This is a genomic window from Mucilaginibacter daejeonensis, from assembly GCF_020783335.1.
Taxonomy (GTDB): Bacteria; Bacteroidota; Bacteroidia; order Sphingobacteriales; family Sphingobacteriaceae; genus Mucilaginibacter; species Mucilaginibacter daejeonensis.
On sequence record NZ_CP086068.1, the window covers coordinates 441,849 to 465,957 of the forward strand.

General features: G+C 48.9%; 22 protein-coding genes. 14 read left to right on the forward strand and 8 right to left on the reverse strand.

Annotated features, from left to right (window positions below; translation table 11 throughout):
- The first annotated feature begins 98 nt into the window (after positions 1 to 98).
- Positions 99 to 830: a glycosyltransferase family 2 protein gene (locus LLH06_RS01950; RefSeq protein ID WP_228171578.1), complete on the forward strand. Its 732-nt coding sequence runs from the start codon at positions 99 to 101 to the stop codon at positions 828 to 830.
- Between the two features lie 8 nt (positions 831 to 838).
- On the opposite strand, the gene LLH06_RS01955 is transcribed toward LLH06_RS01950, so the two are convergent.
- Positions 839 to 1,897 carry a glycosyltransferase family 4 protein gene (locus LLH06_RS01955; protein ID WP_228171579.1) on the reverse strand — a complete coding sequence of 353 codons (1,059 nt, stop codon included), beginning with the start codon at positions 1,895 to 1,897 and terminating at the stop codon, positions 839 to 841.
- 80 nt (positions 1,898 to 1,977) lie between these two features.
- A complete protein-coding gene (locus LLH06_RS01960) occupies positions 1,978 to 3,267 on the reverse strand; it encodes an aminopeptidase P N-terminal domain-containing protein (RefSeq protein WP_228171580.1) in 1,290 nt (429 codons plus the stop codon).
- 148 nt (positions 3,268 to 3,415) lie between these two features.
- Here LLH06_RS01960 and LLH06_RS01965 point away from each other — a divergent pair, with 148 nt between their 5' ends.
- The 8 genes from LLH06_RS01965 to LLH06_RS02000 all read left to right on the forward strand — a co-directional run bounded on the left by LLH06_RS01965 (position 3,416) and on the right by LLH06_RS02000 (position 11,361).
- Positions 3,416 to 4,750, forward strand: coding sequence for an OmpA family protein (locus LLH06_RS01965; RefSeq protein ID WP_228171581.1), 1,335 nt, complete (start codon positions 3,416 to 3,418; stop codon positions 4,748 to 4,750).
- Positions 4,751 to 4,823: 73 nt separating this feature from the next.
- Entirely contained in the window at positions 4,824 to 4,967 is a 144-nt protein-coding gene (locus tag LLH06_RS01970) for a DUF6728 family protein (protein WP_228171582.1), read from the forward strand.
- Entirely contained in the window at positions 4,967 to 5,347 is a 381-nt protein-coding gene (locus LLH06_RS01975; protein WP_228171583.1) for a RidA family protein, read from the forward strand. The genes LLH06_RS01970 and LLH06_RS01975 overlap by 1 nt, the downstream gene beginning before the upstream one ends.
- A 22-nt stretch (positions 5,348 to 5,369) precedes the next feature.
- Entirely contained in the window at positions 5,370 to 7,478 is a 2,109-nt protein-coding gene (gene recG, locus LLH06_RS01980) for an ATP-dependent DNA helicase RecG (protein ID WP_228171584.1), read from the forward strand.
- 33 nt (positions 7,479 to 7,511) lie between these two features.
- Positions 7,512 to 8,909, forward strand: coding sequence for a M20/M25/M40 family metallo-hydrolase (locus LLH06_RS01985; RefSeq protein WP_228171585.1), 1,398 nt, complete (start codon positions 7,512 to 7,514; stop codon positions 8,907 to 8,909).
- 71 nt (positions 8,910 to 8,980) lie between these two features.
- The gene (locus LLH06_RS01990; protein WP_228171586.1) at positions 8,981 to 9,550 is read left to right on the forward strand and encodes a C40 family peptidase; all 570 of its coding nucleotides are present in this window, start codon (positions 8,981 to 8,983) and stop codon (positions 9,548 to 9,550) included.
- 84 nt (positions 9,551 to 9,634) lie between these two features.
- Complete coding sequence (locus LLH06_RS01995) at positions 9,635 to 10,930, forward strand: MFS transporter (RefSeq protein WP_228171587.1); 1,296 nt, start codon at positions 9,635 to 9,637, stop codon at positions 10,928 to 10,930.
- A gap of 47 nt (positions 10,931 to 10,977) precedes the next feature.
- Positions 10,978 to 11,361: a DUF6804 family protein gene (locus LLH06_RS02000; RefSeq protein ID WP_228171588.1), complete on the forward strand. Its 384-nt coding sequence runs from the start codon at positions 10,978 to 10,980 to the stop codon at positions 11,359 to 11,361.
- 212 nt (positions 11,362 to 11,573) lie between these two features.
- On the opposite strand, the gene LLH06_RS02005 is transcribed toward LLH06_RS02000, so the two are convergent.
- The gene (locus LLH06_RS02005; protein WP_228171589.1) at positions 11,574 to 12,557 is read right to left on the reverse strand and encodes a pyruvate dehydrogenase complex E1 component subunit beta; all 984 of its coding nucleotides are present in this window, start codon (positions 12,555 to 12,557) and stop codon (positions 11,574 to 11,576) included.
- A gap of 218 nt (positions 12,558 to 12,775) precedes the next feature.
- Here LLH06_RS02005 and LLH06_RS02010 point away from each other — a divergent pair, with 218 nt between their 5' ends.
- Positions 12,776 to 14,719, forward strand: a complete 1,944-nt coding sequence (locus tag LLH06_RS02010) for a DUF4153 domain-containing protein (RefSeq protein WP_228171590.1) — start codon at positions 12,776 to 12,778, stop codon at positions 14,717 to 14,719.
- A 63-nt stretch (positions 14,720 to 14,782) separates the two neighbouring features.
- Here the strand turns inward: LLH06_RS02010 and LLH06_RS02015 are convergent, their stop codons facing one another.
- Entirely contained in the window at positions 14,783 to 16,429 is a 1,647-nt protein-coding gene (locus LLH06_RS02015; RefSeq protein WP_228171591.1) for a S8 family serine peptidase, read from the reverse strand.
- Positions 16,430 to 16,806: 377 nt separating this feature from the next.
- Here LLH06_RS02015 and LLH06_RS02020 point away from each other — a divergent pair, with 377 nt between their 5' ends.
- Together LLH06_RS02020 and LLH06_RS02025 are read left to right on the forward strand one after the other, a co-directional pair.
- The gene (locus LLH06_RS02020) at positions 16,807 to 18,210 is read left to right on the forward strand and encodes a tetratricopeptide repeat protein (protein WP_228171592.1); all 1,404 of its coding nucleotides are present in this window, start codon (positions 16,807 to 16,809) and stop codon (positions 18,208 to 18,210) included.
- A gap of 175 nt (positions 18,211 to 18,385) precedes the next feature.
- Positions 18,386 to 19,216 carry a hypothetical protein gene (locus tag LLH06_RS02025; RefSeq protein ID WP_228171593.1) on the forward strand — a complete coding sequence of 277 codons (831 nt, stop codon included), beginning with the start codon at positions 18,386 to 18,388 and terminating at the stop codon, positions 19,214 to 19,216.
- An 89-nt stretch (positions 19,217 to 19,305) separates the two neighbouring features.
- On the opposite strand, the gene LLH06_RS02030 is transcribed toward LLH06_RS02025, so the two are convergent.
- The 3 genes from LLH06_RS02030 to LLH06_RS02040 all read right to left on the reverse strand — a co-directional run bounded on the left by LLH06_RS02030 (position 19,306) and on the right by LLH06_RS02040 (position 21,579).
- On the reverse strand, positions 19,306 to 20,175 hold the full coding sequence (locus LLH06_RS02030) for an N-acetylmuramoyl-L-alanine amidase (protein WP_228171594.1): 870 nt from the start codon (positions 20,173 to 20,175) through the stop codon (positions 19,306 to 19,308).
- A gap of 76 nt (positions 20,176 to 20,251) precedes the next feature.
- Complete coding sequence (gene ypfJ, locus LLH06_RS02035) at positions 20,252 to 21,097, reverse strand: KPN_02809 family neutral zinc metallopeptidase (protein WP_228173253.1); 846 nt, start codon at positions 21,095 to 21,097, stop codon at positions 20,252 to 20,254.
- Between the two features lie 95 nt (positions 21,098 to 21,192).
- Positions 21,193 to 21,579, reverse strand: a complete 387-nt coding sequence (locus tag LLH06_RS02040) for a hypothetical protein (RefSeq protein WP_228171595.1) — start codon at positions 21,577 to 21,579, stop codon at positions 21,193 to 21,195.
- A gap of 72 nt (positions 21,580 to 21,651) precedes the next feature.
- Between LLH06_RS02040 and LLH06_RS02045 the strand changes: the two genes are divergently transcribed.
- Both LLH06_RS02045 and LLH06_RS02050 read left to right on the forward strand, forming a co-directional pair.
- Positions 21,652 to 22,230, forward strand: coding sequence for a Crp/Fnr family transcriptional regulator (locus tag LLH06_RS02045; RefSeq protein ID WP_228171596.1), 579 nt, complete (start codon positions 21,652 to 21,654; stop codon positions 22,228 to 22,230).
- Between the two features lie 110 nt (positions 22,231 to 22,340).
- Complete coding sequence (locus tag LLH06_RS02050) at positions 22,341 to 23,198, forward strand: SDR family oxidoreductase (protein ID WP_228171597.1); 858 nt, start codon at positions 22,341 to 22,343, stop codon at positions 23,196 to 23,198.
- 51 nt (positions 23,199 to 23,249) lie between these two features.
- Here the strand turns inward: LLH06_RS02050 and dapF are convergent, their stop codons facing one another.
- Complete coding sequence (gene dapF, locus LLH06_RS02055; protein WP_228171598.1) at positions 23,250 to 24,074, reverse strand: diaminopimelate epimerase; 825 nt, start codon at positions 24,072 to 24,074, stop codon at positions 23,250 to 23,252.
- Positions 24,075 to 24,109 lie beyond the last annotated feature (35 nt).

Below are 24,109 nucleotides of genomic sequence, written 5' to 3' on the forward strand. Positions count from 1 at the left end.
GCTTTGGTGCCGAGGCATCTGTTTGGTCAAATCGTTACTTTTGCAGCAATAGGTTGCCTGTTCATGGGCAAATATACATTCTCTGTTATTAATTATAGATGTTACTCCAGGGCGACGCCGCAAAGATCGATCACACTAACAAGCCTACCGTATCGGTGGTGATCGTGACCTATAATGCATCGGCTACGTTGCAGGCCTGCCTGGATAGTATCTATCAGCAGCAGTACCCAGCCATCGAGATCGTGGTGATCGACGGACAAAGTACTGATGCCACCGTCGAATTGCTTAGAGCTAACGACCAGCACATCCATTACTGGCGCAGCGAGAAGGACGCCGGTATATACGATGCCATGAACAAGGCCCTAAAGTATATTAAAGGTGACTGGGTATACTTTTTGGGTGCCGATGACACCTTACTGCCCGGCTTTTCGGGACTGGCTGCCGAACTGAAAGACCCCTCGGTTATTTACTACGGCCGTGTACAGACCTTTGGCGGACCCACCTTCCCGGTCAACGCCTATCAATTTGCCAAGATCGGGATATGCCACCAAGCCATGATCTACCCTAAAAGCGTGTTCGATCATCACAGATTTGATGTGCGGTACCGCATCTCGGCCGACTATGCCTTTAATATTCCGTTGTTCCAGGGGAATGAATATCACTTTGAGTTCCGTGACCATTTGGTGGCCAACTTTAACCATACAGGGGTATCAAGCCTAAATACTGATACTGCCTTTGAGGCCGACCGTAGCAAAATGGTGTTAAAGTACTTTGGGATAAAGATCTGGCTGCGTTTCCAGTTCTGGCGGGCCAAGCGGAAGAAGAATTAATATTAGGGTCAGCCTTTTAATAGTTCATCATACAAGGCCGTGTATTTCTTGGCCGCGTTCTCCCACGAAAAGGTCTCGGCATGTGCCATGATCGCTGCGGACATGTCCTGCTTGCGGTACTGACGCATACCTTCAGCAAATATTTGCTGCATATGTGCTGGTTCGAAGTTGTCGAAGTACCAGGCCATGTTGCCGCCAACCTCTGGTAAGGAGGTGTATTTAGATAAGAATACCGGCTTGCCAAAATACATTGCCTCGATCACCGGCAACCCAAAACCTTCGGTACGTGACGGGAAAACGAAGGCTTCGCAATTCTGATAGTACCAGGCCTTATCCTCCTCGCTGATCGTGCCGGCAATGGTCACACGGTCGGCACAATTATGCTTTTGCGCTTCCTGTATGATGATGTCTTTGTGCAGGGTCTCAGGGCCTGCGATCACCAGTTCCAGCTCATTGTCTTGCAACAACGCAGGTATGTAATGAAAGCCTTTTTGGGGAGATAGTAAACCAATGGTGAATATAAATGGTCGTTTGGGGCGATACATAGGTTCATGACCTTGTGGGGTCACCAATTTATCGGCCCCGTTGTGGATCACGCTGATCTTGCCTTTGGCAGCAGGGCAATACTTCAATATATCGTTAGCTACAAATTGAGATATCGTGACCACCCTATCGCATTGTGAAATATACTTGTTGATCTTGTTCACATGCGCCCTGATGCGCCATGGTTTGCTTTTATTAAGATGTACCTTATTAATGTCGTGTATGGTAAGTACCTTCTTGGCGTTCACCATGCCAGGCTTCAGGCGGCAGCGTTGATCGGTGAAGTGTACCAGGTCGAACCCATTGCGCTGCGGAAAGTACAGATTATGCAGCTTGTTGACCGGCAGTACCGCTACACTGGTATCGAATTGGTACTGCGTATTCCTGAACAGGTAATAAGTAAGCTGATAGCGACCAGCATTCTGGCTCACTAATGCATTGCCCAAACCTTTCCCAAAGGAAAAGTAACCCGAGTTAGGGTTCAGCATCGAATCGAAGGTGACTAATACAGAGGGTTGGGCCATAGCTTAGAGCAAAAATAACAAAACCATGCTATTTCATTGTTATAGCATGGTTTTGCGGTATCAGGAGGTTTAATGAACTGTTAGCTGTTCATGATCTCTTCAATATGGTCGGCCTCGATCGGTATACCGGCCATCAGGTCGATGTTACCATTCTCGGTGATCAGGATGTTGTTCTCTAAACGGATACCCAGGCTTTCTTCCTTAATATATATACCCGGCTCACAGGTGAGGATGTTGCCTACCTCAAATGCTTTGTGGCGGCTGGCAAAGTCGTGCACATCTATGCCCAAGTGGTGCGAGGTGCCGTGCATAAAGTACTTTTTATAGGCAGGCATCTTAGGATCTTGCTTCTCCACATCGTGACGGTCCAATAGGCCCAGACCGATCAGTTCGCTGGTCATCAGCTTGCCCACCTCCACATGGTACTCGTTCCATATGGTCCCGGCCTGCAGCATCTCTATCGAGCCTTTCATTACTCTCAGCACCGCATCATATACCTGGCGCTGGCGTGGGCTATAACGGCCATTCACCGGTATGGAGCGGCTCATATCAGCATTATAGTTGGCATACTCGGCCGCCCAGTCGAACAGCACTACATCGCCATCCTTACAGATCTGGTTGTTATCGTTATAATGGAGCACGATCGCGTTATAGCCCGAAGCAATGATCGGGTTATAGGCATGGCCCGTTGCACGCTGGCGCAGGAACTCATGAATGATCTCGGCCTCGATCTCATATTCGGCCACACCCGGCTTCACAAATTTGAGCACCCTGATAAAGGCATCGCGGGTTATGTCGCAGGCTTTTTGAGTGAGCTCGATCTCAATGGGCGATTTCACTACACGCAGGTCGCGCATGATCAGGGCCGCGCGTTCGTATTTATGTAATGGGTACTTGCTGCGGAGGTCCTCTAAAAAGCGCAGGTCACGGTAAGGCACGCCCGGTAAAAAGCGATCATTCTCGTTGGTATTGACGTAAATGTGTTCAGCATAGTGGACGATCGCATGGAAAATGCTCTGAAAATCGTCTAACCAGCGTATATTTTCAATGCCTGAGGCTTTCCTGGCCTCTTCCATGGTGTATTTATGTCCTTCCCAAATGGCGATGTGTTCACTGGTCTGTCTTAAAAAAAGTACTTCCCTGTATAGGGGATCAGGACAATCAGGGAACAGCAGTAAAATAGTTTGCTCCTGATCAATGCCCGACAAGTAAAAAAGATCGGCGTTCTGCTTGAACAAATAGTTCTGGTCGCCGCTGCGTGTGTACTCATCGTTGGCGTTCAGAACAGCCACAGAATGAGGTTTTAGTCGTGAAACGAAATTTTTTCTATTGTTAATAAATAAGTTGTTGTCAATAGTGGGATATTTCATTTTTTAAAGATTAGAAGTTTTTTGAAAACAAATTTTTGCATTTATTTGTCTCCTGTATTAGTAAAATTGGAACAGTGTTTGGTGAAGACGAAGCATAAGTACTAATTTTATCAAGTAATCACAATTAAAATTGTTTAATCTTAAAACTATGAACTATTCTACATTAAAGAAAACAGTAGCGCTTTCTTTTGCGTCGTTGATGGCTGTAGGCGTTGCTAACGCACAGACCGATTCGACCATGAGCGCATCTACTACTACTGCCAAAGTATTTGGCGGCAGAGGTCAGTACAACACTTGGAGCTTCGGCCTTAACGCTGGTGTGGTTTCTCCATTGGTGGCTATCGGCGGTGTGCATGACTACACTGACTGGAAAGCAAGATTAGGTTACGGTGCTTCATTGCGTTGGCAACTGGCCCACTCGTTCGGCTTACAATTAGAAGCTCACGGTGGTAAAGTAGCTGGTACTAACGAAAGCGCTAACAATGGTACCCGTGACGGTTTCCGTTCTTACGACACCCGTTTCTGGTCAGGTACTTTAAGCGGTACTGTTAACGTTGCTACTATCGACTTCATCCGTCGTAAAAACGCAGTTAACTTCTTCGTTACAGCTGGTGGTGGTATGGTTTGGTATAACCCAACTTATGTAACTGCTAACAACGTTGCTGGTCGTTACACTAACTCTGACGGTTCTAACCACTACGTAAAAAGCTTAGTGATCCCAGTTGGTGCTGGTGTTAAATTCCGTTTAGCTGACGCGTTAGCCCTGAACTTAGGTTACACCATGAACTTCACTGACGATGATAACCTGGACGCTTTGAAAAGAGGCTACCCTAGCAAAGACAAATACTCTTACGGTTACGGTGGTTTAGAGTACACTTTCGGTCCAAGCTCAAAACCAAACCTGGATTGGGTTAACCCAGTTGCAATGATGTATGACGAGTTGTATGATGCAGCTTTACGTCAAGAAGTTGAAGCTTTGAAAGGTCGTGTTACTAACGTAGAGAACGCTGTTAACGATCTGAAAAAAGATTCTGACGGTGACGGTGTATCTGATCAATTTGACAAATGCCCTAACACCCCTGCTGGTACAGTAGTTGACGGTGCTGGTTGCCCTATCAAATTCCCAGAGCCAGCTGCTGACTCAGTTAAAGCTGAAGCTTACTCTAACATCCAATTCGATTTCGATAGCTCAGTGTTAAGAACTTCTTCTTACTCTGTATTAGACGCTGTATCTGCTGATATGCGCTCTAACACTGCTAAAACTGTTGAATTAGATGGTTACGCTTCATCAGAAGGTACTGCAGCTCATAACCTGCGTTTATCAAAAGACCGTGCTAACTCAGTAAAAACTTACCTGGTTAACTCTGGTGTTGAAGCAAGACGTATCAAAGTAAAAGGTTTAGGCGAAACTAACCCTATCGCTGACAACTCAACTGAAGAAGGACGTGTAATGAACCGTCGCGTTGAGTTCAAGCAAAAATAATATCTAATAACAATTAGATACTTTGAAAAGGCTCCGGATAACCCGGAGCCTTTTTTTATTACATTTGTTTCGTATGTATTTCTTCCGCAAAAAAGATAACGACAGGCCCCAAAGCTTTAATCTTAAAGTGATGCATATCATCAATGCAACCGCCATTATTATGTTCATTGCGGGCATCATTTGGAAACTGATCGACTGGTTCATCCTCAAAAAATAATGAGTACAATAATCAATACTGCTAACGCACCTGCACCTATAGGCCCATACAACCAGGCCGTATTAGCGGGTAATTTTTTGTTCGTGTCAGGGCAGATAGCCCTTGATGCTGCCACCGGCGAATTGGTGCTTACCGATATTGCCACCGAGACCCATAAGGTGATGGCCAACATCAAAGCCATATTGGCCGAGGCCGGTCTTGACCTATCGGCTGTAGTAAAGACGAGCATCTTTTTAAAGGACATGGGCAACTTTGCCGAGGTGAACGAGATATACGGCTCGTACTTTACGGCTGATTTCCCTGCCCGTGAAACGGTACAGGTAGCTGCTTTGCCAAAAAATGTGAACGTTGAGATCACGGTGACCGCTTTCAAGGCCTGATCTTTAAACCCGTGCTCCTGATTTGAACCCGCAGGTATTTAACACCCCGGTAGATTATTTAAAGGGCGTGGGCACCGCCCGAGCCGAGGTGCTTAAAAAGGAGCTTGGCATTTTTACCTATCAGGACCTGCTACGGCACTTCCCGTACAAGTACATTGACCGTACGCGTTTTTACAAGATACGCGATATGGACCCTGAACTGCCCCATGTGCAGGTGATCGCCCGGCTGATGCGTAAGGAGATACTGGGCGAAAAACACACTAAGCGCCTGATCATTCAAGCGCAGGATGATACCGGTGCAATGGAGCTGGCCTGGTTCCAGGGCATCAAGTGGGCCGAAAAAAGCCTGGTTATTGGCAAGGCTTATATCATATTTGGTAAGCCGGGCATGTTCAACGGCAAGGCGCAAATGGCTCACCCCGAGATGGAGCCCTACTCGGCCGAGGCGCTCAAACGCATGGGTAACCTCACCCTCCAGCCGGGTTATAACTCTACCGAAAAGCTTCGTTCTTTCTCGCTCGATAGTAAAGGCCTGCAAAAATTGGTGGCCATACTGCTGGATCAGCATGTGCGTGATATTCCAGAGAACCTGCCGCTCTACATCCTGCAAAAATTCAAGCTCATGGGGCGTGCTGATGCTTACCGGCAGATACACTTTCCGCAGGATGCTACCATGCTTCACGAGGCGCAGCGAAGGCTCAAGTTCGAGGAGTTATTCCTGATCCAGATGCGCTTGTTGAAAAGCAAGCTATTGCGTACTCAAAAATTCAAAGGCAATGTATTTGGAACAGTGGGTGAATTGTTCACCACCTTTTATAATGAGCTGATCCCGTTCCCGCTCACCAACGCCCAAAAGCGGGTGTTGAAAGAGATACGCATCGACACCCAGCGCGGCGTGCAAATGAACCGCCTGCTGCAGGGAGATGTGGGCAGCGGAAAAACGGTGGTAGCCCTTATGTGCATGCTGCTGGCTATTGATAATGGCTTTCAGGCCTGTATCATGGCACCTACCGAGATATTGGCCAATCAACATTACCTTTCTATAAAAGGCCTGGTGGGCGACGACTTTGTACAGGTAGGCCTGCTTACCGGCTCCACTAAGAAGAAGGACCGCAAGGTATTGCACGAGAATTTAGAGAACGGCAAGCTGAAGATCCTGATTGGTACCCATGCCCTGATAGAGGATGCGGTACAATACCAGAACTTAGGCTTTGTAGTGATCGATGAGCAGCACCGCTTTGGGGTTGAACAACGCTCGAAGCTTTGGCGTAAGGCCGCAGTGCCGCCGCATGTGCTGGTCATGACCGCCACGCCGATCCCACGTACGCTGGCCATGACGCTGTATGGCGATCTTGATGTATCGGTGATCGATGAGTTGCCGGCCGGCCGTAAACCTATCGAGACCATTCACTACTATGAAAGCCAGCGTTTGCAGATGTTCGGCTTCATCAGGCGCGAGATCGCTTTGGGAAGGCAGGTGTACGTGGTATATCCGCTCATTCAGGAAAGTGAGAAATTAGACCTCAAGAACCTGATGGATGGCTTTGAGGTGATATCGCATGAGTTCCCGTTGCCCCAATACAAGGTGAGCGTGGTACATGGTAAAATGCCGGCTGCCGATAAGGACATTGAAATGCAACGCTTCCTGAAAGGGGAGACCCAGATCATGGTGGCCACCACGGTGATCGAGGTAGGGGTGAACGTGCCCAACGCCTCGGTGATGATCATTGAGAATGCTGAACGGTTCGGTTTGTCACAGTTACACCAGCTGCGTGGCCGGGTGGGGCGTGGCGCCGAGCAGTCATACTGCTTGCTCATGAGCGGCCAAAAACTGAGCCGTGAAGGGCGTATACGCCTGGATACCATGGTGCGCACCAATAATGGCTTCGAGATATCTGAGATCGACCTGCAATTGCGCGGTCCGGGTAATATAGAGGGCACGCAGCAAAGTGGTGTGCTCGACCTCAAATTGGCCGATCTGGCCACTGATCAGGAGCTGCTTTTACAGGCCCGCAAGTGCGTGGAAGACATCTTTGCCCGTGATCCGCAACTGGCATTGCCCGAGCACCAGGTGCTGCACCAGGCATCTACCACAAAAAGTGGCGGCTTAACTTGGGATAAGATCTCGTGATCCGTATATTACGGCATCAACTCAACTCCTTTAATGAAATTCCAAATTATTGCCCTGGCCCTTGCCGCGGCTACCGGTATAAGTGCATCGACCTATGCACAAAATAATGACCCTGAAATGCTGCGCAAGCTTTACGACGAAGCTTTGGTGAATGGCCAGTGCTATCAGAACCTGCGCTACCTTTGTAAGACCATTGGCCCGCGCCTAAGCGGATCTGCAGGTGCCGCCCGCTCGGTAGAGTGGGGCAAAAAGCTGATGGAAAGCTACGGCTTTGACAAGGTGTACCTGCAGGAAGTGATGGTGCCGCACTGGGAGCGCGGCGCCAAAGAGCAGGGCGTGATCGTAAATGGCACCACCCGTACACCGGTAGCTTTAGCGGCGCTGGGCATGTCGGTAGCTACTCCTAAAGCAGGCATCACGGCCGAAATGATCGAGCTGCATAGCTTAAAGGAACTAGAAACACTGGGTGAGGCCGGTATCAAAGGTAAGATCGTGTTCTTTAACCGCCCGTTCGATAACCGGTTTATTGAGACCGGCAGCGCCTATGGTACCGCAGGCGATCAGCGTAATGCAGGTCCGGGTGCAGCATCCAAATATGGCGCGGCGGCGGTGATCGTACGCTCGTTAACGGCGGCATTGGACGACTATCCGCATACCGGCGCTACTAATTATGGTACTAACAAGCCGATACCGGCGGCGGCCATATCCACCATGGCGGCCAATAAGCTCAGCGCTATGCTGAAGCAGAAGAATGGCAAACCGGTAAAATTCTTCTTAAAGACCAACTGCCAGACGCTGCCTGATGTGCTATCCTACAACGTGATCGGCGAGATCAAGGGTACTGCCAATAATAACAAATACATTACCGTTGGTGGTCACCTCGACTCGTGGGATCTGGCCGAGGGCGCGCATGATGACGGCACCGGAGTAATGCAATCGGTAGAGGTGTTGCGCATATTCAAGGCGGTTGGGTATAAGCCCAAGAATAACGTGCGCGCAGTGTTTTTCATGAACGAGGAGAACGGCCACAAAGGCGGTATCAAATATGCCGAGCAGGCCAAAGCCAATAACGAAGAGCACATTGCTGCCATTGAAACTGATGAGGGCGGCTTTACGCCAAGAGGTTTCAGTTTTGAAGGGGCAAGCCCTGAGTTTTTGGCTGGAGTTAACCAGAAATGGAAAAAGCTATTAGAGCCTTACGAGGTGGATCGCCTGGTGGCTGGCGGTGGTGGTACCGATATAGGTCCGCTGAAGGAGACGCAGCCCGGCATCAAACTGATCGGCTTCCGGCCTGATTCGCAACGGTATTTTGATATTCACCACACCCCTAATGACGTGTTCGAGAACGTGAACAAGCGTGAATTAGAATTGGGCGCGGCGTCCATCGCCTCGCTGGTGTATCTGATCGATCAGTATGGGTTAAGTTTATAGATCACGGGTGGAAGGGTGATCAACGAACAAAGCGCTATCGAACAAATAGCGCTTTGTTTGTTTACAGGTATATGCCGCTCATTTACACATTCTTACTTGCCGCTATCATTCTTTCATCATGCAATGCGCCAGATACCGTCAAGGTGGCCCCGTCGCTCACCGGCGGTAAGTACCTTGCATCAGAGGCTATGGATACGGGCAAGCCGGATACAGGCATACAAGTGGGCGCTACTACTCCTGCGGAACTGATCACTTTTGCGCGCACACTTAAAGGCGTTCCTTATAAATATGGCTCTACCGATCCGGCACAGGGATTCGATTGTTCGGGATTCATTACTTACGTGTTCAATCATTTCAAGATAGTGGTGCCGCGTACCTCGGCAGGCTTTACCAACATCAGGCGCGAGGTGCCGTTGCGCAACGCCCAGCCCGGCGACCTGATCCTATTCACCGGCACCGATAGTACTAAGCGTGAGGTGGGACACATGGGTATACTGGTCACTAAGGCTACCGAAGGGCCGGTGTTCATCCATTCTACCTCGGGTAAAGCCAATGGCGTTACCGAGACCCCACTAAACAGCTACTATCAAGGCCGGTTCGTGAAGACGATACGCATCTTTGGCTCCAATGATGAACATTAAGTAAATGCCTTTACTAAAAAGCAAAAAAATGCCGGGCGAACTTTTAAATGCTTTAACTTTGTGATGCACTAAACATTAACGCTCGTGGAAGAACGACAGGATACCCCTGCTACCCCTAAAAAAGACGCATTCGCTGCCTTACGATACAAAGACTTCCGCGCATACTTAGGTATGCGTTTCTTTTTTACGTTCGCCTACCAAATGCAGGCCGTGGTGATCGGTTTCTACATTTACCAGATCACACATAGCAAACTGGCGTTGGGTTACATCGGTTTGTGCGAGGCTATACCTGCTATCAGTATCGCCCTGTACGGCGGTTACATTGCCGATAAATACGAAAAGCGTAAGCTCCTGTTCATGATCTTCTCGGTGGTACTGCTGGCATCGCTCACCATATTTACGGTAACGCTCAATAGTATGAGCCACTGGGTGCAGGCGGGTTGGGTGGTGCCGATCATTTATGTCATGATCTTTTTCAATGGCGTGGCGAGGGCATTCTATGGTCCGGCCACGTTCGCCATCTATGCACAAAGCATTCCTAAAGAGTTGTACCCTAACGGCAGTACCTGGAGCAGCTCGGCCTGGCAGATCGCCACCATATTGGGCCCGGCAGCAGGAGGATTGATCTTCGGGCACTGGGGGATCACCCCAACGTTCGTGATCATTTTGATCTTGCTGGTGATAGCGCTCACACTGGTGTACATGCTGCGCTCTTATCCACCAGTATTCATTCCTAAAGAGGATATCTGGCAAAGCCTTTCGGCGGGTATCAAGTTCGTGTTCCACAACAAGATGATGCTGGGCGCCATGACGCTCGATCTGTTCTCGGTGTTCTTCGGTGGCGCCATAGCCCTGCTACCGGTATTCGCACACGATATATTGAAGGTAGGGTCTGAAGGATTGGGCATCATGAGGGCCACCTCATCTTTGGGTGCGGTGCTTACCATGCTGGCCATGACGCGTTTTTCGCCCATGAACCGGCCTTGGCGCAACCTGCTCATCGCGGTGTCGGGCTTTGGGTTATCAATCCTTTGTTTCGGCCTCTCTAAAAGCTTTTATATTTCGTTGATATTCCTATTCACCGAAGGTGCGTTCGATAGCATCAGCGTGATCATACGGGGCACCCTGATGCAATTGCTTACACCTGATGATATGCGCGGTCGGGTATCAGCCGTTAACTCCATGTTCATCGGTTCCTCTAACGAGATAGGGTCTTTTGAGTCGGGCTTTACCGCCGAGCTGATGGGTACGGTACCATCGGTGATCTTTGGTGCCTGCATGACGCTGAGCATCGTGACCATCACTTATTTCAAGACCCGCACGCTGATCCCTACGCGACTGTCGGACATCAGTTCGCCCACCGAGAAAAAAGTGCAATAAAAAGCACAGCCAACGTTGGAGTGCTTATATTAGGGCATTAAGTAAAGATGAACATCGCATTAAAGGTCCTGCGTTTTTTGAGGCGGTACGATATTCCGCAGATATTGATCGGGGTAAAGATCCTTTTGGCACTGCTGCTGATCGGCTGCCTGTTCAACGTATCGCGTGACTATTTGCGCATCGTACGCTACCTCGTTTTTGTGATGTCGATATGGGTAGCCTATGTGGAGTTCAGTAAAGGTGGCTTTGTGGCCGGTGCCGCAAGTGTGATCACTGCCATCGTGCTTAACCCGGTGATCCCCTTTTTTCTTCCTCAGTATCAATGGAAGCTCTTTTATGCTTTACTGGCCGTTGCACTGATCGTATGGTCGGTATTTGAGCTGTATGTGGCAGTCACTACAAAAAAGGTCACGAGCCGGTATGAGGAATGACCTCTCTTAAGCAGATCCCTCGATAAATATTAACTCCCCTGTCATGGTCTTTGAATTGCTGTGGAGCTTTGACGTGTGCTCTGTCGGTAGTATCGACGTAGCACTGCTCAGTAACGTACGCACGGCATTACAAAAAGCATTGAAATGACCTTAGCTATCAACGCAAAAAGCCCCGCTTGTGGCGGGGCTTTTATATAACGGGCAAGTATGAATTACTTGGTCACGTACATTACTTCTTTAACGGCTTTGATCACGCGATCGGCGTTAGGCAAGTACTCCTGGATCAGGGTAGGTGCATAAGGCAGTGGCACGTCGCCACCGGTGATACGCAGGATAGGAGCATCCAGGTAATCAAAAGCATCTTTTTGTACCTTGAAGGCGATCTCGGTAGCGATAGAGCCTAAAGGCCAGCTTTCTTCAACAACAACCAAACGGTTGGTCTTTTTAACCGACTCAATGATGGCCGCATAGTCGATCGGGCGTACGGTACGCAGGTCGATCACCTCAGCATTGATGCCTTCTTTCTCTAATTCGGCAGCAGCAGCGTTAACCACTTTCATAATCTTGCCAAAGCCTACCAAAGTAACATCGGTGCCTTGTTTGGTAACATCGGCTTTACCGATCTCAATGTAATATTCTTCTTCAGGTACTTCACCTTTATCGCCGTACATTAATTCCGACTCCATGAAGATGACCGGATCTGGATCCAGGATAGCTGATTTCATCAAACCTTTGGCATCGCGTGGGTTAGATGGAACGATCACTTTCAAACCAGGGCAGTTAGCATACCAGTTCTCAAAGCACTGGCTGTGCTGTGAGCTAAGCATACCTGCGTTACCAGTTGGGCCACGGAACACGATAGGCACCGAGAACTGGCCACCGCTCATGCTCATCATTTTGGCTGCACCGTTAATGATCTGGTCAATAGCTACCAATGAGAAGTTGAAGGTCATGAACTCGATGATCGGTTTCAGGCCGTTCATGGCCGAACCGATACCTATACCGGCAAAACCCAGCTCAGAGATAGGCGTATCGATAACACGCTTCGCACCGAACTCATCAAGCATACCCTGGCTAACCTTGTAAGCACCGTTATATTCGGCAACTTCTTCACCCATCAGGTATATGTTAGGATCCTTGCGCATTTCCTCGCTCATGGCTTCCCGAAGCGCTTCTCTGAACTGTATTTCTCTCATTATATTATTAAAATGAAAATTTTTCCGTCGCAAATATAGTTAATGGAGCGGTAAAAACAACGTACCCGGCCAAAAGAAGAACGCGTAAGTTTATTTTTACGAAGCTGTTATTTTGAGGGGCTTAGCCCGGCGGTGATCTGTCATTTTTTCAAGCGGCGGGCGGTTAGGCAATGTGGCTTAACTTGCCTATTTTACGGCCATCTAACTTATCATCCTTCATGATCAAATTCCCCTCCATACATAGCCTGTTGCAGGGTGCAGCAGGCGTGCTGAAGCGCTTCCCGGTAGAGGTGTTATTTGCACTTACGGCCACCGTTGCTGCCACGGTCAACGTCGAACTCAACGATGTGAATTACCACGGGCAGGGCTGGTGCTGGCGCATTATTGCGGGCGCTAATCTTGGCCTGCTGCTTTCGCTTTCGGCCACGCTTTACGGTGAAAGTAAGCAATGGCCACTGGCTAAGATATGGATACTGCGCCTGGCAGCGGTACTGGTCACGGTGGGTATATTCCTGAGCATTGATCCCTTTACCCGCAGTACCGACGCGATACGGTTCTTTTTGCTCAGTTTCGCTTTTCACCTGCTGGTGTCGTTCGCGGCATTTAGCGGTCGCGGTAACCTGCATGGTTTCTGGCAGTTCAATAAAACGCTTTTCCTGCGCTTTTTGACCAGTGCCTTGTACAGCGCGGTATTGTTTGCGGGCCTGGCCGCAGCCATAGGTGCGGCAAATTTCCTGTTCAACCTGAAGTTCGAATGGGATACCTTTGCCAATTTATGGGTATGGATCGTAGGGATGTTCAGTGTGATCTTCTTTTTGGCCGGCGTACCTGTACATACCGCATCGCTTGAACAGGATGACAGCTACCCCAAGGGATTAAAGATATTTACCCAGTATGTGCTGATCCCGCTGGCCACGGTGTACGTGGTGATCCTGCTGGCGTACGAGGCCAAGATCATCGTTCAATGGCAATTGCCCAAGGGTTTGGTATCGAGCCTGGTGCTGGGTTATGCGGTGTTCGGTATCCTGTCTATTTTATTGGTTTACCCGATCCGTAACCTCGAGGGCAGCAGATGGATCAAGAGTTATGCTAAAAGTTTTTACCTGTTGCTGCTGCCGCTCATCGTGTTACTATTTGTGGCCACGGGAGCAAGGGTGTTCAAATATGGGGTTACTGAGCTACGGTATTTTTTGATCGTGCTGGCTTTTTGGCTGCTGTTCATCAGTGTATACTTTTTGGCTTCGGCCAGGCAAAGTATCAAGCTGATCCCCATGAGTTTGTGCTTGCTCAGTTTGTTGGCGGTGTACGGTCCGTTAAGTGCGTTCTCGGTAGCAAAAGTATCGCAGCTTAGAATATTGAAGGAAGTATTTGCCCGCAACCATGCGCTGAAGGATGGAAAGCTGCAGAAAGTGAGCGATAAGATCAGTAAGCGGGACGGTAACCGCGCAGTAGCGGTGATCAACTATTTGGTAGAGCGGCATGACCTTGCCTCGCTGCAGCCCTATTTTAAGCAAGATCTTGACCACGTGGCCGATTCGATCATGCACCTTAAAGGGCATGGCCGTTACGACGAGCGCATGAGCCGGTACGAGGCGCGCGGTAATAAAATAGATTGGGTGAAAAAGCAGTTGAACCTGGAGGACTTTTCAGGTTACGACTATGATGACGAGAGGAATGGGACAACGGAGATCAAGCCATTGAGCAAACAATACATCCTGAACACCCGGCAGCAAGAGGTGGTCGATGTTTCGGGCTATGACCAGTTGATCAATGTTAGCTTCAATTCGATCAATGATCTAACCGACTCGATCACGGTTGATACCAGCACCTACGAGTTACCGCATGGTAAAATGAGCACCATCAGGATACGTAACAGCGCCAACGTAACTGTTGAACTGGACGGACAAAAGATTAGCTTTGACCTGAACGCATGGTCGAACACTTTGCTTAAGGACTCCAAGCAGTTGAAAAGCTACCGCCAACCCAGCAACAGCGATGCTTACTATCAGTATGATCTGCCCGCTCAGCTCACGTCGATCACTAAATATACGGGTAAGCACAAGGTCACGTTCAGGGTAGACCAGCTGAACGTATCAGAAGCGAACGGCGTTAAAAAAGCAGATGTGAACTATTGCAGCGGGGTGTTTCTGATCAAATGGTAAATGGTTCATAAACAAGAAAAGCGGACCGATGTGGTCCGCTTTTCTTGTTCATGGTGGGGTAAGTTATTTCTTACGTTCGCCTTTTACTTTACCGGCCAGGATCACGGCCTCGTAGGCGTTCACTACGCCGCCGGTCTTGCTCAGGGTGGTAAAGTCTACCTTGTCTTGCGTGCCTGGTTTGATCACCATAGTGCCGGTCAATGGTTTGGCCGATTGCAAGATGATCTGTTTAAGTTGCTTGGCACTCAGATTAGGGTAGTACTCCAACAACAAGGCAGCAATACCTGCGGTGATCGGCGAGGCAAAGCTGGTGCCATCCGCAGTATTGAACTCGGCATCTTTATCTACCGAGGTCACCTTTACACCCGGTGCAAATACATCAACGTTCTTTTTGCCATAGTTGCTAAAATCGCCCGGCAGTTTCTCATCCTGCTTGGCCGATGATGCACCTACGCTGATCACGTTGTCAAGGTCGGTCACTGAGCCGTCCTCAAAGGTGTCATTAGGATAGGCTGCTTTTTCATCAACGTTCTGGTGGTCGTTACCTGCGGCCTGCACCAGCAGTACATCATGGTCGGCAGCATATTTAAAAGCCTCATCTACCCATTTTTTGTGCGGAGATAGCTTTTTACCAAAGCTCATGTTCACCACCTTGGCACCATTATCTACCGCGTAACGGATCGCTTTGGCAATGTCCTTATCATACTCATCGCCGTTAGGCACGCCTTTGATGGCCATGATGCGCACGTTATCGGCCACGCCATCGATGCCGTACTGATTGTTGCGTACAGCGCCCATCAAACCAGCCACACCCGTACCATGCGAAGCATCCTCGAACTTCAGGATGTTGCTGCCGTAAGGCTTAGTATCCCATACATTAGGGTCGTCGCCCACGATGCGGGCACGGGCCTCCAGATCAGGGTTGATGTCGTTATTGATCTTGGTCATGTATTCGCCAAGATCTTTGATGATCTTCTCGTTGGTAGCGGTAGGGCCTTCCTCGGTAAAAAAGTAGGTCCAGGCGTTCTTGCTTTGGGCAATAGTATCGTTAGTAGCTTTTAGCTTGCTCAGGTCGGCCAGTTTGAATGTGCCGTTAGCCGGCAGGTTCAAGCCTTTTTTGATGTAGCCGCTGGTGATCATAAGCACGTTCATGATCTGCGACAACTGCTTGCTCTCGTTAGATGACTTGGTGAAGGTAGAATCGTAGGTCGTCTTCACGGTTTGCCAGTACGCGAACTCCTTTTTGTCGGGCGCGTTGGCCTCGGTCATCATGCCGTATTTGTCCTTCAGGCGGTGATACTCGCGCACCTCCTCGGTGGTCTCGCTGAAGTCACACTTGCCGCCCGGGCCGCCTAAAAAGTTCCAGCCATGCATGTCATCGATGTAGCCGTTGCCATCATCGTCCTTACCATTGCCCGGTTTCTCTTTCGGATTCACCCAAAGCACGCTCTTAAGGTCAGCCTGTGCGGTATCGATACCGCTATCGATGGTGGCGATCACCACGGTCTTGCTTTTTTTGCCTTTAAGTGCCTGGTAGGCCTTGTTGAGGCTGATACCGAAGTAGCCATCGGCCTTTAGGTCCATCAAATGCCAGTTCTTTGGCAATTCGGGAGGTGGAGGAGTAGCTGCTGTTTGAGCCTTGGCGCCAAGGCCTGCTAATAGCGATGCGCACAGGGTATATCCTAATAAATGTTTGTTAATGATCGTCATATCTAAAATTCGCGGCAAGTTATTATAAATCGTTTCAATTTTTTGAGTGTTAGCTAAATAAAAGCTGACCGTAGCCTGATCATGATACAGGTGCGGTACACAACAAACGCTGCACCCGAAACGTTTATTTTATATACAAAGCAGCTACCCACAACACCCGCGACGAACAGTGGATACCGACGATAAAAAGTTGTTTTAACTAACGATAATTTACCTGCTCATTATCAATCGATTAAATTCCGAAATATCCACATTGCGGTAATGTTGAAAACTATGTTGCTCTTTGTTATCTTATAATTGTAAATTGAACTCAGTTATCGCCTTACAGCTGTATATCTACCGATATTTTGTAAGGCCTTGACCGTAAATACGATCAGATGGAAGATGAATATGAATTCGGTTTTACTGAGGACCCTAAATTCTCGGTAGAGCGTTATGAGGAAATGCTCCGCAATCATGATCAGTACTTTTTTGATGCACAGGCATTCGAGAACATCATTGACTACTACATCGAGAAAAATGATCCTGTAAAGGCGATCCAGGTAGTAGATTACGCCATCAGCCAACACCCGTTCGCCGCTATATTTTTGATCAAGCAGGCCCAGCTGTTCGTGGTGACCAACCGCGTAGGTGAGGCCTTTGCCGCATTGGATAAAGCGGCCTTACTGGAAGCGTCTGACGCTGATATCTATATCATACGAGGAAACCTGTACGAGAGCATGGACCGTTACACGGAGGCGCTGGAAAATTACCAGAAGGCGCTCACCATGGCCGAGGAGACCGACGATATATTGCTGCACATGGCCTACGTTCATCAGAATATGGGCGACTATGATATGGCCATACACTACCTTAAGGAGTGTTTGAAGCAGAACATGGAGAACCAGGATGCCCTGTACGAACTGGCTTTTTGTTACGACGTGATCGACAATCAGCAAGAGAGCATCCAGTTCTATGAGCAGTACATCGATAATGAGCCTTACAGCTATGCGGCCTGGTATAATTTGGGCAACGCCTTTACTAAGCTGGGACTGTTCGAGAAAGCGATAGATGCTTACGACTATGCGATACTGATCAAGGACAACTTTGCATCGGCTTACTTCAATAAAGGCAATGCACTGGTGAACCTGGAGAAATATGCCGAAGCGATAGAGGTGTACCGTCAAACCTTTGAGTACGAGCAACCCAATGCCGATACTTATTGCGCCATAGGCGAGTGCTACGAAAAGCTGGAGCAAATGGACGAGGCACGCGCTTTTTACAAAAAGGCCGTGAAGATGGACAGCAAGCTGGCCGATGCCTGGTTCGGCATAGGGGTAACGCTCGATTTTGAGGAACGTTACTTTGAAGCCCTGCACTTTTACCGCAAGGCGCTTGATCTGGATATCAGCAATGCTGATTATTGGTTCGCCATTGCCGATGCGGAATATAAGCTGGGTCATTTGCCCGAGTCAGAAAATGCTTATGAAAAGGTGGTTGAACTTAACCCACTGGACATAGACGCCTGGCTGGACTACTCATCGATACTGTATGAGCAGGAACGTTTGAACGATGCCATTGAGGTAATGGCCGAAGCGATCAAGAGCAATCCGGATGCGGCTGAGTTATACTACCGATTGGTGGCTTACCTGTTCGCCCGTGGTGATTACAATGAGGCATTGACAAACCTGGAGCTGGCCCTGAGCGCCGACCCTGAGAAACACTATATCCTGTTCGATTATTTGCCACAACTGCAAAAGAACAAGGTGATATTAGACATTATTAACCGGTACACCCGGTAGAACCTATTTAGTTTTTAGAATCAATTTTAACCCCGGCCAGCGCGCGATGCAAGGCCGGGTTTTTTTATGCTTTTGCATCAACTCAGCCGTTTGCAAAAAGTAAGCGGATGTTTATATTTGAGGAGATAAATTTTCTTAGAACTATATGATACCTAATTCTTTATCCATCCTCAAATTGGCACGTCCCTTAGCCTTGGCATCTTTATTCACCGCCCTTGGTAGCGCTTGCTATGCACAAATGGATACTGTTGTTACCAACAACCAAAAGATCGCCTGCGCGGTTAAAGAGATCACGCCTGATGCCGTTAAGTACACCTACCCGGGCGAGGACGTGGTGAATACCGTGTACAAGAACGCCGTACAAAAGATCATCTTTAAAAGCGGCCGCGTGCAAACCTTTGCCGAGAACACTTCTTTTAGACCGATCACCAGCGTAAAGGACTGGAACAACGTGACCATCACCTCGGTAGAAGGAGAGGTGAAAGGGTTGTATAAGTTTGGCGAGGTAAGTTCCAAATCAAAAGGTACTACTATCTACTCGAGCCAGGAGCGCGTGAAGGACCGTGCCTATCGCAAGATCAAGATACAGGCGGCCATGCTAGGCGCCAATACGATCCTGATCACTAACCAACGTACTGAAGGCAACAAATACGGTGGCTATTTTACCAGCGGCTCCTCCGCAGAGACCAACCTGACCGGCATAGCCTATTCCAACGTGATACCCGACCTCGAAAAGTTCAAGTCGCTGATCGGCGATCGCAAGCAATTCACAGCCGCATTGCGCTATAAGTTAGGGGCAAGTGATGCTGACGTGTCCATTGATGGTGCCGACGAGCAATTTGATATTGATAAGATCGTGAACGACAATGGTGTGGTATCGATCGAGGGAAAGCTAAATGGCGAGAATAATGTGCACGTGTTCCAGCTGGCCAATTTTACTAACGAATACTTTAGCATAGGCTACCGTTACAAAGGTACGGCCTACAATTACGTGATCAAGATCTGATCATGGACATTCACTAAACAAAAAAGGCCGGGCGTTTAGCCTGGCCTTTTTTGTTTAGTATCAGTGCCGCATTAAGCAGCAGTTCAGGATCAATTGAGATATTTTTTGCTGACATTGAACAGTACGTTCAGGTCAAGCTGGGTCATGCGCGGACTTACATCACTCTGTACGAAGTGGCGTTTAAAGGCCACGATGGCAGCGTTCAGGTTGCTTACATCGTAACCGATCAGGCGCAGAGCGGTCATGTAGTCATAATCGGGTGGAGCAAGTTCCAGTACATCATCGCTCCAGTAGCCAAAGCCATATTTGGCCATGATCTTCCACGGGAAAAGCGGACCCGGATCAGGTTTGCGTTTAGGCGCCCAGTCCTGGTGACCAATAAAGTTAGCGGTCGGGATGTTGTAGGTGGTCTTTAAATAGCCCAGTAACGCGATCAGGCTTTTCACCTGGCCATCGGTGTAAGGTTCAGAGCCGTTGTTATCGATCTCGATACCGATCGAGCAACTGTTCATATCTGTCACGCTGCCCCATTTGCCTATGCCCGCCTGGTTGGCGCGCAAATAATCGTTCACCATGTGCCATACCTTGCCATCCTTAGCCACTACGTAATGGGCACTCACCTGGCTCACTTTTACGGTGAACGTGCGCAGCGTTTGTTGGATCGAATCCTGCGCGGTATAATGGATGATCACATAGTTAGGCTTACGCATACCCAGGTTAACGGTGCCCACCCACTCTCCGGGCACGGCAGCACCCAAAGTGTCGATCAGGTTGGGTATAGCTGTTGAGGCCAGGTTAAGCGCAAAGCTATTAGCTACCGAGTCATAATACTTGTTAGTGACGGCGTACTTGCTGGCCACCTCCTTGTTGATAGTGCCTGCACCGATCTTCTTTTTAGAAGAGCAGGAAGCCAGTATGACGAGCGCTGTAAGTATGGTTAAGTAAGATCTGAGTTTCATAAACACTGCACACCAATTGATCAAAAGTGCAGAAAGCTAATATAGATCAAAGTGGTCACATTATCGGTCAACAAACTCAATTCAAACTCGCGCTCGTGAACGTGTTGCCTTGTTTGGGATCGCCGGTCTCATATCCTTTTTTGAACCAGTACATACGCTGCTCGCTGGTGCCGTGGGTAAAGGAGTCGGGCGATACTTGGCCTTTGGTCAGGCGGTCGTCGCCAATGGCGTTGGCCGCGTTCAGGGCCTCGTCAATATCCCCGGCATCCAGTACGCCTTTTTGCTGCTCGTAGTGGGCAAATACGCCGGCATAAAAATCGGCCTGTAATTCCAGTTTAACAGAGAGCTTATTGTATTCCTCTTCGCTCATTTGCTGGCGGGCCTGATCCATTTTGTCTGACACGCCCATGAGCTTTTGCACGTGGTGACCTACCTCATGAGCGATCACATAAGCGCGGGCAAAGTCGCCGCCTGCACCCAATTTTTGCTCCAACTCACGGAAGAAGGACAGATCGATATATACTTTTTGATCGCGAGGGCAATAGAACGGACCTGTTGCCGAGCCTGCAAAACCGCAGCCGCTCGTCTCTACCGCTTCCTCAAAAAAGTGAATGGTGGGTTCTTTATAGCTCGCGCCCATATCCCTGAAAAGCTTATGCCATATCTCTTCAGTATCGGCCAGTACCACCATCGAAAATTTTTCTTCCTGGGTACGGCCGGTGGCCAGCTTTTCGTTCTTTTGGTCGCCTCCGGATGGGTTGCCATCGCCACCACCCAATATTTGCGACGGATTAACACCTGTGAACAGGTAGATGATCACACCCAAGATACCTAAGATACCGCCGCCTGCGGCTATACGGCCACCGCCGCTGCTGCTTCCTGATTCGGCGTTACTGCTTTCACGCCTGCCCATCCATTGCATAGTGTTGTCTGATTTGGTCTTGTCAAATAACACCACCATGAAACAATTGTTCACAACGGGCAATAACAGCAGCAATTAAGGTAGTTTGGCTTTACCTATCGATCGCCGGTCTCTTCCTCAAAAATATAGCCCTCAACATGGTTACTTAAAATGAAGTCGTTATCGTATTCAGATATGCCTTCGGCGCCTTCTTCGCTCTCGTCGGGGTCGGCCGAAAAGTAGACCTTGCTGCCAATGTGATAGAACTTGCACGAATCGATCTGGTACTGGCCAATGGCTGGCGTTTCCTCAAAACCGTTCTTGAACACATCGCGGAACACCAGCATCACATCCGCCTCGGTATACGCCAGCTCGAACATGATACTGATCGTAGGGCTGCCCTCAACCTCATGCACTTTGTAATTCTTGACGATGGCGTTGAGCAGGGTAAGGTCGCCCGTGAGGTAGTTGATGATGTCCGAATCGTGGCCGATAAATTTCATGAGCAAGTGTAGGGTAAGTTCTATACACACTTACCAGATCTTGCTAATTTAGGCCAAAATATCATAAAGGCCGTGCACGAAGTTCTGGAAAGATACCTTACCGATAAAATAACGCTTACCACCGCAGATGTTGAACTGATTGGTTCGGTGTGTATCGTGAAAAAGTTGCGCAAAAAACAGTATCTGTTACAAGAGGGCGATGTTTGGAAGTACAATGCTTTTGTGGCAAAAGGCTGTATGCGCACCTATTCGGTAAACGAAAAGGGCCTGGAGCATGTCATTAATTTTGGTATCGAGAACTGGTGGATAGGTGACCGTGTGAGCTTACTCAGCGGCGAGCCATCAAGATTTAACATCGATGCGGTGGAAGACAGCGAAGTGGTACTGATCACCAAAGATAATTTTGAGATGCTTTGCAAAGCTATACCAGTATTTAATGATCTGGTGAACGCGATCATGAATAAAAGCTTTGCCGCCTCGCAGAACCGCATCCATGCCGCGATCAGCTTCAGCGCCGAAGATAAATACCTGGACTTTGTTAAACGGTATCCCGGTTTGGCCAACCGCATACCACAGGCCATGATCGCCTCATACCTGGGCATAACACCCGAAACACTGAGCCGCGTGCGCACGGCATCGGCCCGTAAGTAGGCTTGATGTATATCAATTTCTTTCTTATCCTATATCAATGTGCAGGCAAGCACGGCTACGCACCTTTGTAATGTTCTAACGAACGATAAACATTATAAAAGCATAATACCATGTCAAAAACTATTTTTATAACCGGCACCAGTACCGGTTTCGGCAAACTGACCTCCATCACCTTAGCTAATGCAGGCCACACCGTAATAGCCGGAATGCGCAACGTAGCAGGTAAGAACCAAGCAGCAGCACAAGAACTATCGGCCATACCCAACGTTGAGGTGGTGGAGATTGATGTGACCAGCGATGACTCTGTAAAACAAGCCTTTGATCAAGTGCTATCCAAACACGGCCACATCGATGTGTTGGTGAACAATGCGGCCGTAAGCGGCTTCGGTTTGCTCGAGGGCTATTCGCTTGATCAGGTACGCCATATGTTCGAGGTCAATTTTTACGGTGTGCTGCGTACCTACCAGGCCGTGCTGCCATCTATGCGTAAAGCTCAAAACGGCCTTATCATTAACATCACCTCCGGTGCAAGCGGCCACACCCTGCCTTTCATGGTGCCTTACCTGGCCAGTAAATTTGGGGTGGAAAGTATCACCGAGGGCGCGCAGGACGAACTGGCCGAATACGGTATCGAAAATGTGAGCATACAGCCGGGCGTATATCCTACCGAGGGCACCAACGGGTCAAAACAAGGTGTAAATGCCGATAAGGCTGATATCGTTGCTGAGTACGGCGACAGCGCCACTCAAAAGTTTAACGCGCTGGGTGCAGGACTGTTCGGTAAAATGGCCCAATTCGATATGGACCCACGAGTGATCGCCAACGGCATACTGGATCTGATCGAAATGAAAAAAGGTACTCGTCCGCTGCGGTTACCGCTGGATGCGATCGCTCAAGGCACCGACAAGGAGTTCATCGAAGCACGGGCCGCTATCAAAGCCAAATGGGTCGCAGCATATACTGCATAAGTGAACTTAAAACCAAAAAGCCGGCAAGATCATTGCCGGCTTTTTGATTTATTATAAGCCTTGTTCCTCAGCCTGATATTCGCCCAGATCGCCTACCTCTATCTCACCGATGAACACTTTTACGGCTGGGCCTTCCAGGAATATGTCGTTAAATTTCAAACCATCATAATGGAAGCGGATATTCATATCCCCGCCCAAAACCTTAATGGGAGTACTGATGTGGCCGGTCTGGTCGTTGGCCTGAGCCATGGCTAAAGCTACGGCCGTTACACCGGTACCACAGGCATAGGTCTCGGCCTCTACACCCCGTTCGTAGGTGCGCACAAAGTAGCCGTTATCCAAAGGTTCCACAAAGTTCACGTTGATGCCTTTAGAAAGGTAGGTAGTGTTATTGCGGATCGCGCGGCCTTCGGCAAAAACATCTTTATGCTGCAGGCCGGTGGTGAGTTGCACGTAATGCGGTGAACCTGTGTTCAGTACATAGGCCTCTGAGTCGCGGTCAACGGTATCCACATCGATCATTTGCAGGCTTACCCAGTCGCCACTATCTGAAATTTTGGCATAATGCGGACCATCTACTGCCAAAAAGTTGGTTTCAGAACCGATCACGCCCAAGTGCCTGGCAAAGGCCACTATGCACCGGCCACCATTACCGCACATGCTGCTCGGCTGACCGTCGGAGTTGTAGTATACCATCTCAAAATCAAAGCCTTCAACGTTTTGCAGGAACATCATGCCATCACCGCCTACGCCAAAACGTCTATCGCATACCTTGCTGATGAGCAATGGGTTACGGTGGTCGATGCTGCCGTCGCGGTTATCGATCAAAATAAAATCGTTACCGGCGCCTTGATATTTATAAAAATTAAGCTTCATTTACTACGGGGTGTTGCACGGGCCGACCATACGTA

Excerpts from the sequence above, each read along its gene's own strand:
- LLH06_RS01950 (WP_228171578.1), top strand. The coding sequence starts at position 99 with ATGTTACTCCAGGGCGACGCCGCAAAGATCGATCACACTAACAAGCCT.
- LLH06_RS01955 (WP_228171579.1), bottom strand. The coding sequence starts at position 1,897 with ATGGCCCAACCCTCTGTATTAGTCACCTTCGATTCGATGCTGAACCCT.
- LLH06_RS01960 (WP_228171580.1), bottom strand. The coding sequence starts at position 3,267 with ATGAAATATCCCACTATTGACAACAACTTATTTATTAACAATAGAAAA.
- LLH06_RS01965 (WP_228171581.1), top strand. The coding sequence starts at position 3,416 with ATGAACTATTCTACATTAAAGAAAACAGTAGCGCTTTCTTTTGCGTCG.
- LLH06_RS01970 (WP_228171582.1), top strand. The coding sequence starts at position 4,824 with ATGTATTTCTTCCGCAAAAAAGATAACGACAGGCCCCAAAGCTTTAAT.
- LLH06_RS01975 (WP_228171583.1), top strand. The coding sequence starts at position 4,967 with ATGAGTACAATAATCAATACTGCTAACGCACCTGCACCTATAGGCCCA.
- LLH06_RS01985 (WP_228171585.1), top strand. The coding sequence starts at position 7,512 with ATGAAATTCCAAATTATTGCCCTGGCCCTTGCCGCGGCTACCGGTATA.
- LLH06_RS01990 (WP_228171586.1), top strand. The coding sequence starts at position 8,981 with ATGCCGCTCATTTACACATTCTTACTTGCCGCTATCATTCTTTCATCA.
- LLH06_RS02000 (WP_228171588.1), top strand. The coding sequence starts at position 10,978 with ATGAACATCGCATTAAAGGTCCTGCGTTTTTTGAGGCGGTACGATATT.
- LLH06_RS02005 (WP_228171589.1), bottom strand. The coding sequence starts at position 12,557 with ATGAGAGAAATACAGTTCAGAGAAGCGCTTCGGGAAGCCATGAGCGAG.
- LLH06_RS02010 (WP_228171590.1), top strand. The coding sequence starts at position 12,776 with ATGATCAAATTCCCCTCCATACATAGCCTGTTGCAGGGTGCAGCAGGC.
- LLH06_RS02015 (WP_228171591.1), bottom strand. The coding sequence starts at position 16,429 with ATGACGATCATTAACAAACATTTATTAGGATATACCCTGTGCGCATCG.
- LLH06_RS02020 (WP_228171592.1), top strand. The coding sequence starts at position 16,807 with ATGGAAGATGAATATGAATTCGGTTTTACTGAGGACCCTAAATTCTCG.
- LLH06_RS02030 (WP_228171594.1), bottom strand. The coding sequence starts at position 20,175 with ATGAAACTCAGATCTTACTTAACCATACTTACAGCGCTCGTCATACTG.
- ypfJ (WP_228173253.1), bottom strand. The coding sequence starts at position 21,097 with ATGCAATGGATGGGCAGGCGTGAAAGCAGTAACGCCGAATCAGGAAGC.
- LLH06_RS02040 (WP_228171595.1), bottom strand. The coding sequence starts at position 21,579 with ATGAAATTTATCGGCCACGATTCGGACATCATCAACTACCTCACGGGC.
- LLH06_RS02050 (WP_228171597.1), top strand. The coding sequence starts at position 22,341 with ATGTCAAAAACTATTTTTATAACCGGCACCAGTACCGGTTTCGGCAAA.
- dapF (WP_228171598.1), bottom strand. The coding sequence starts at position 24,074 with ATGAAGCTTAATTTTTATAAATATCAAGGCGCCGGTAACGATTTTATT.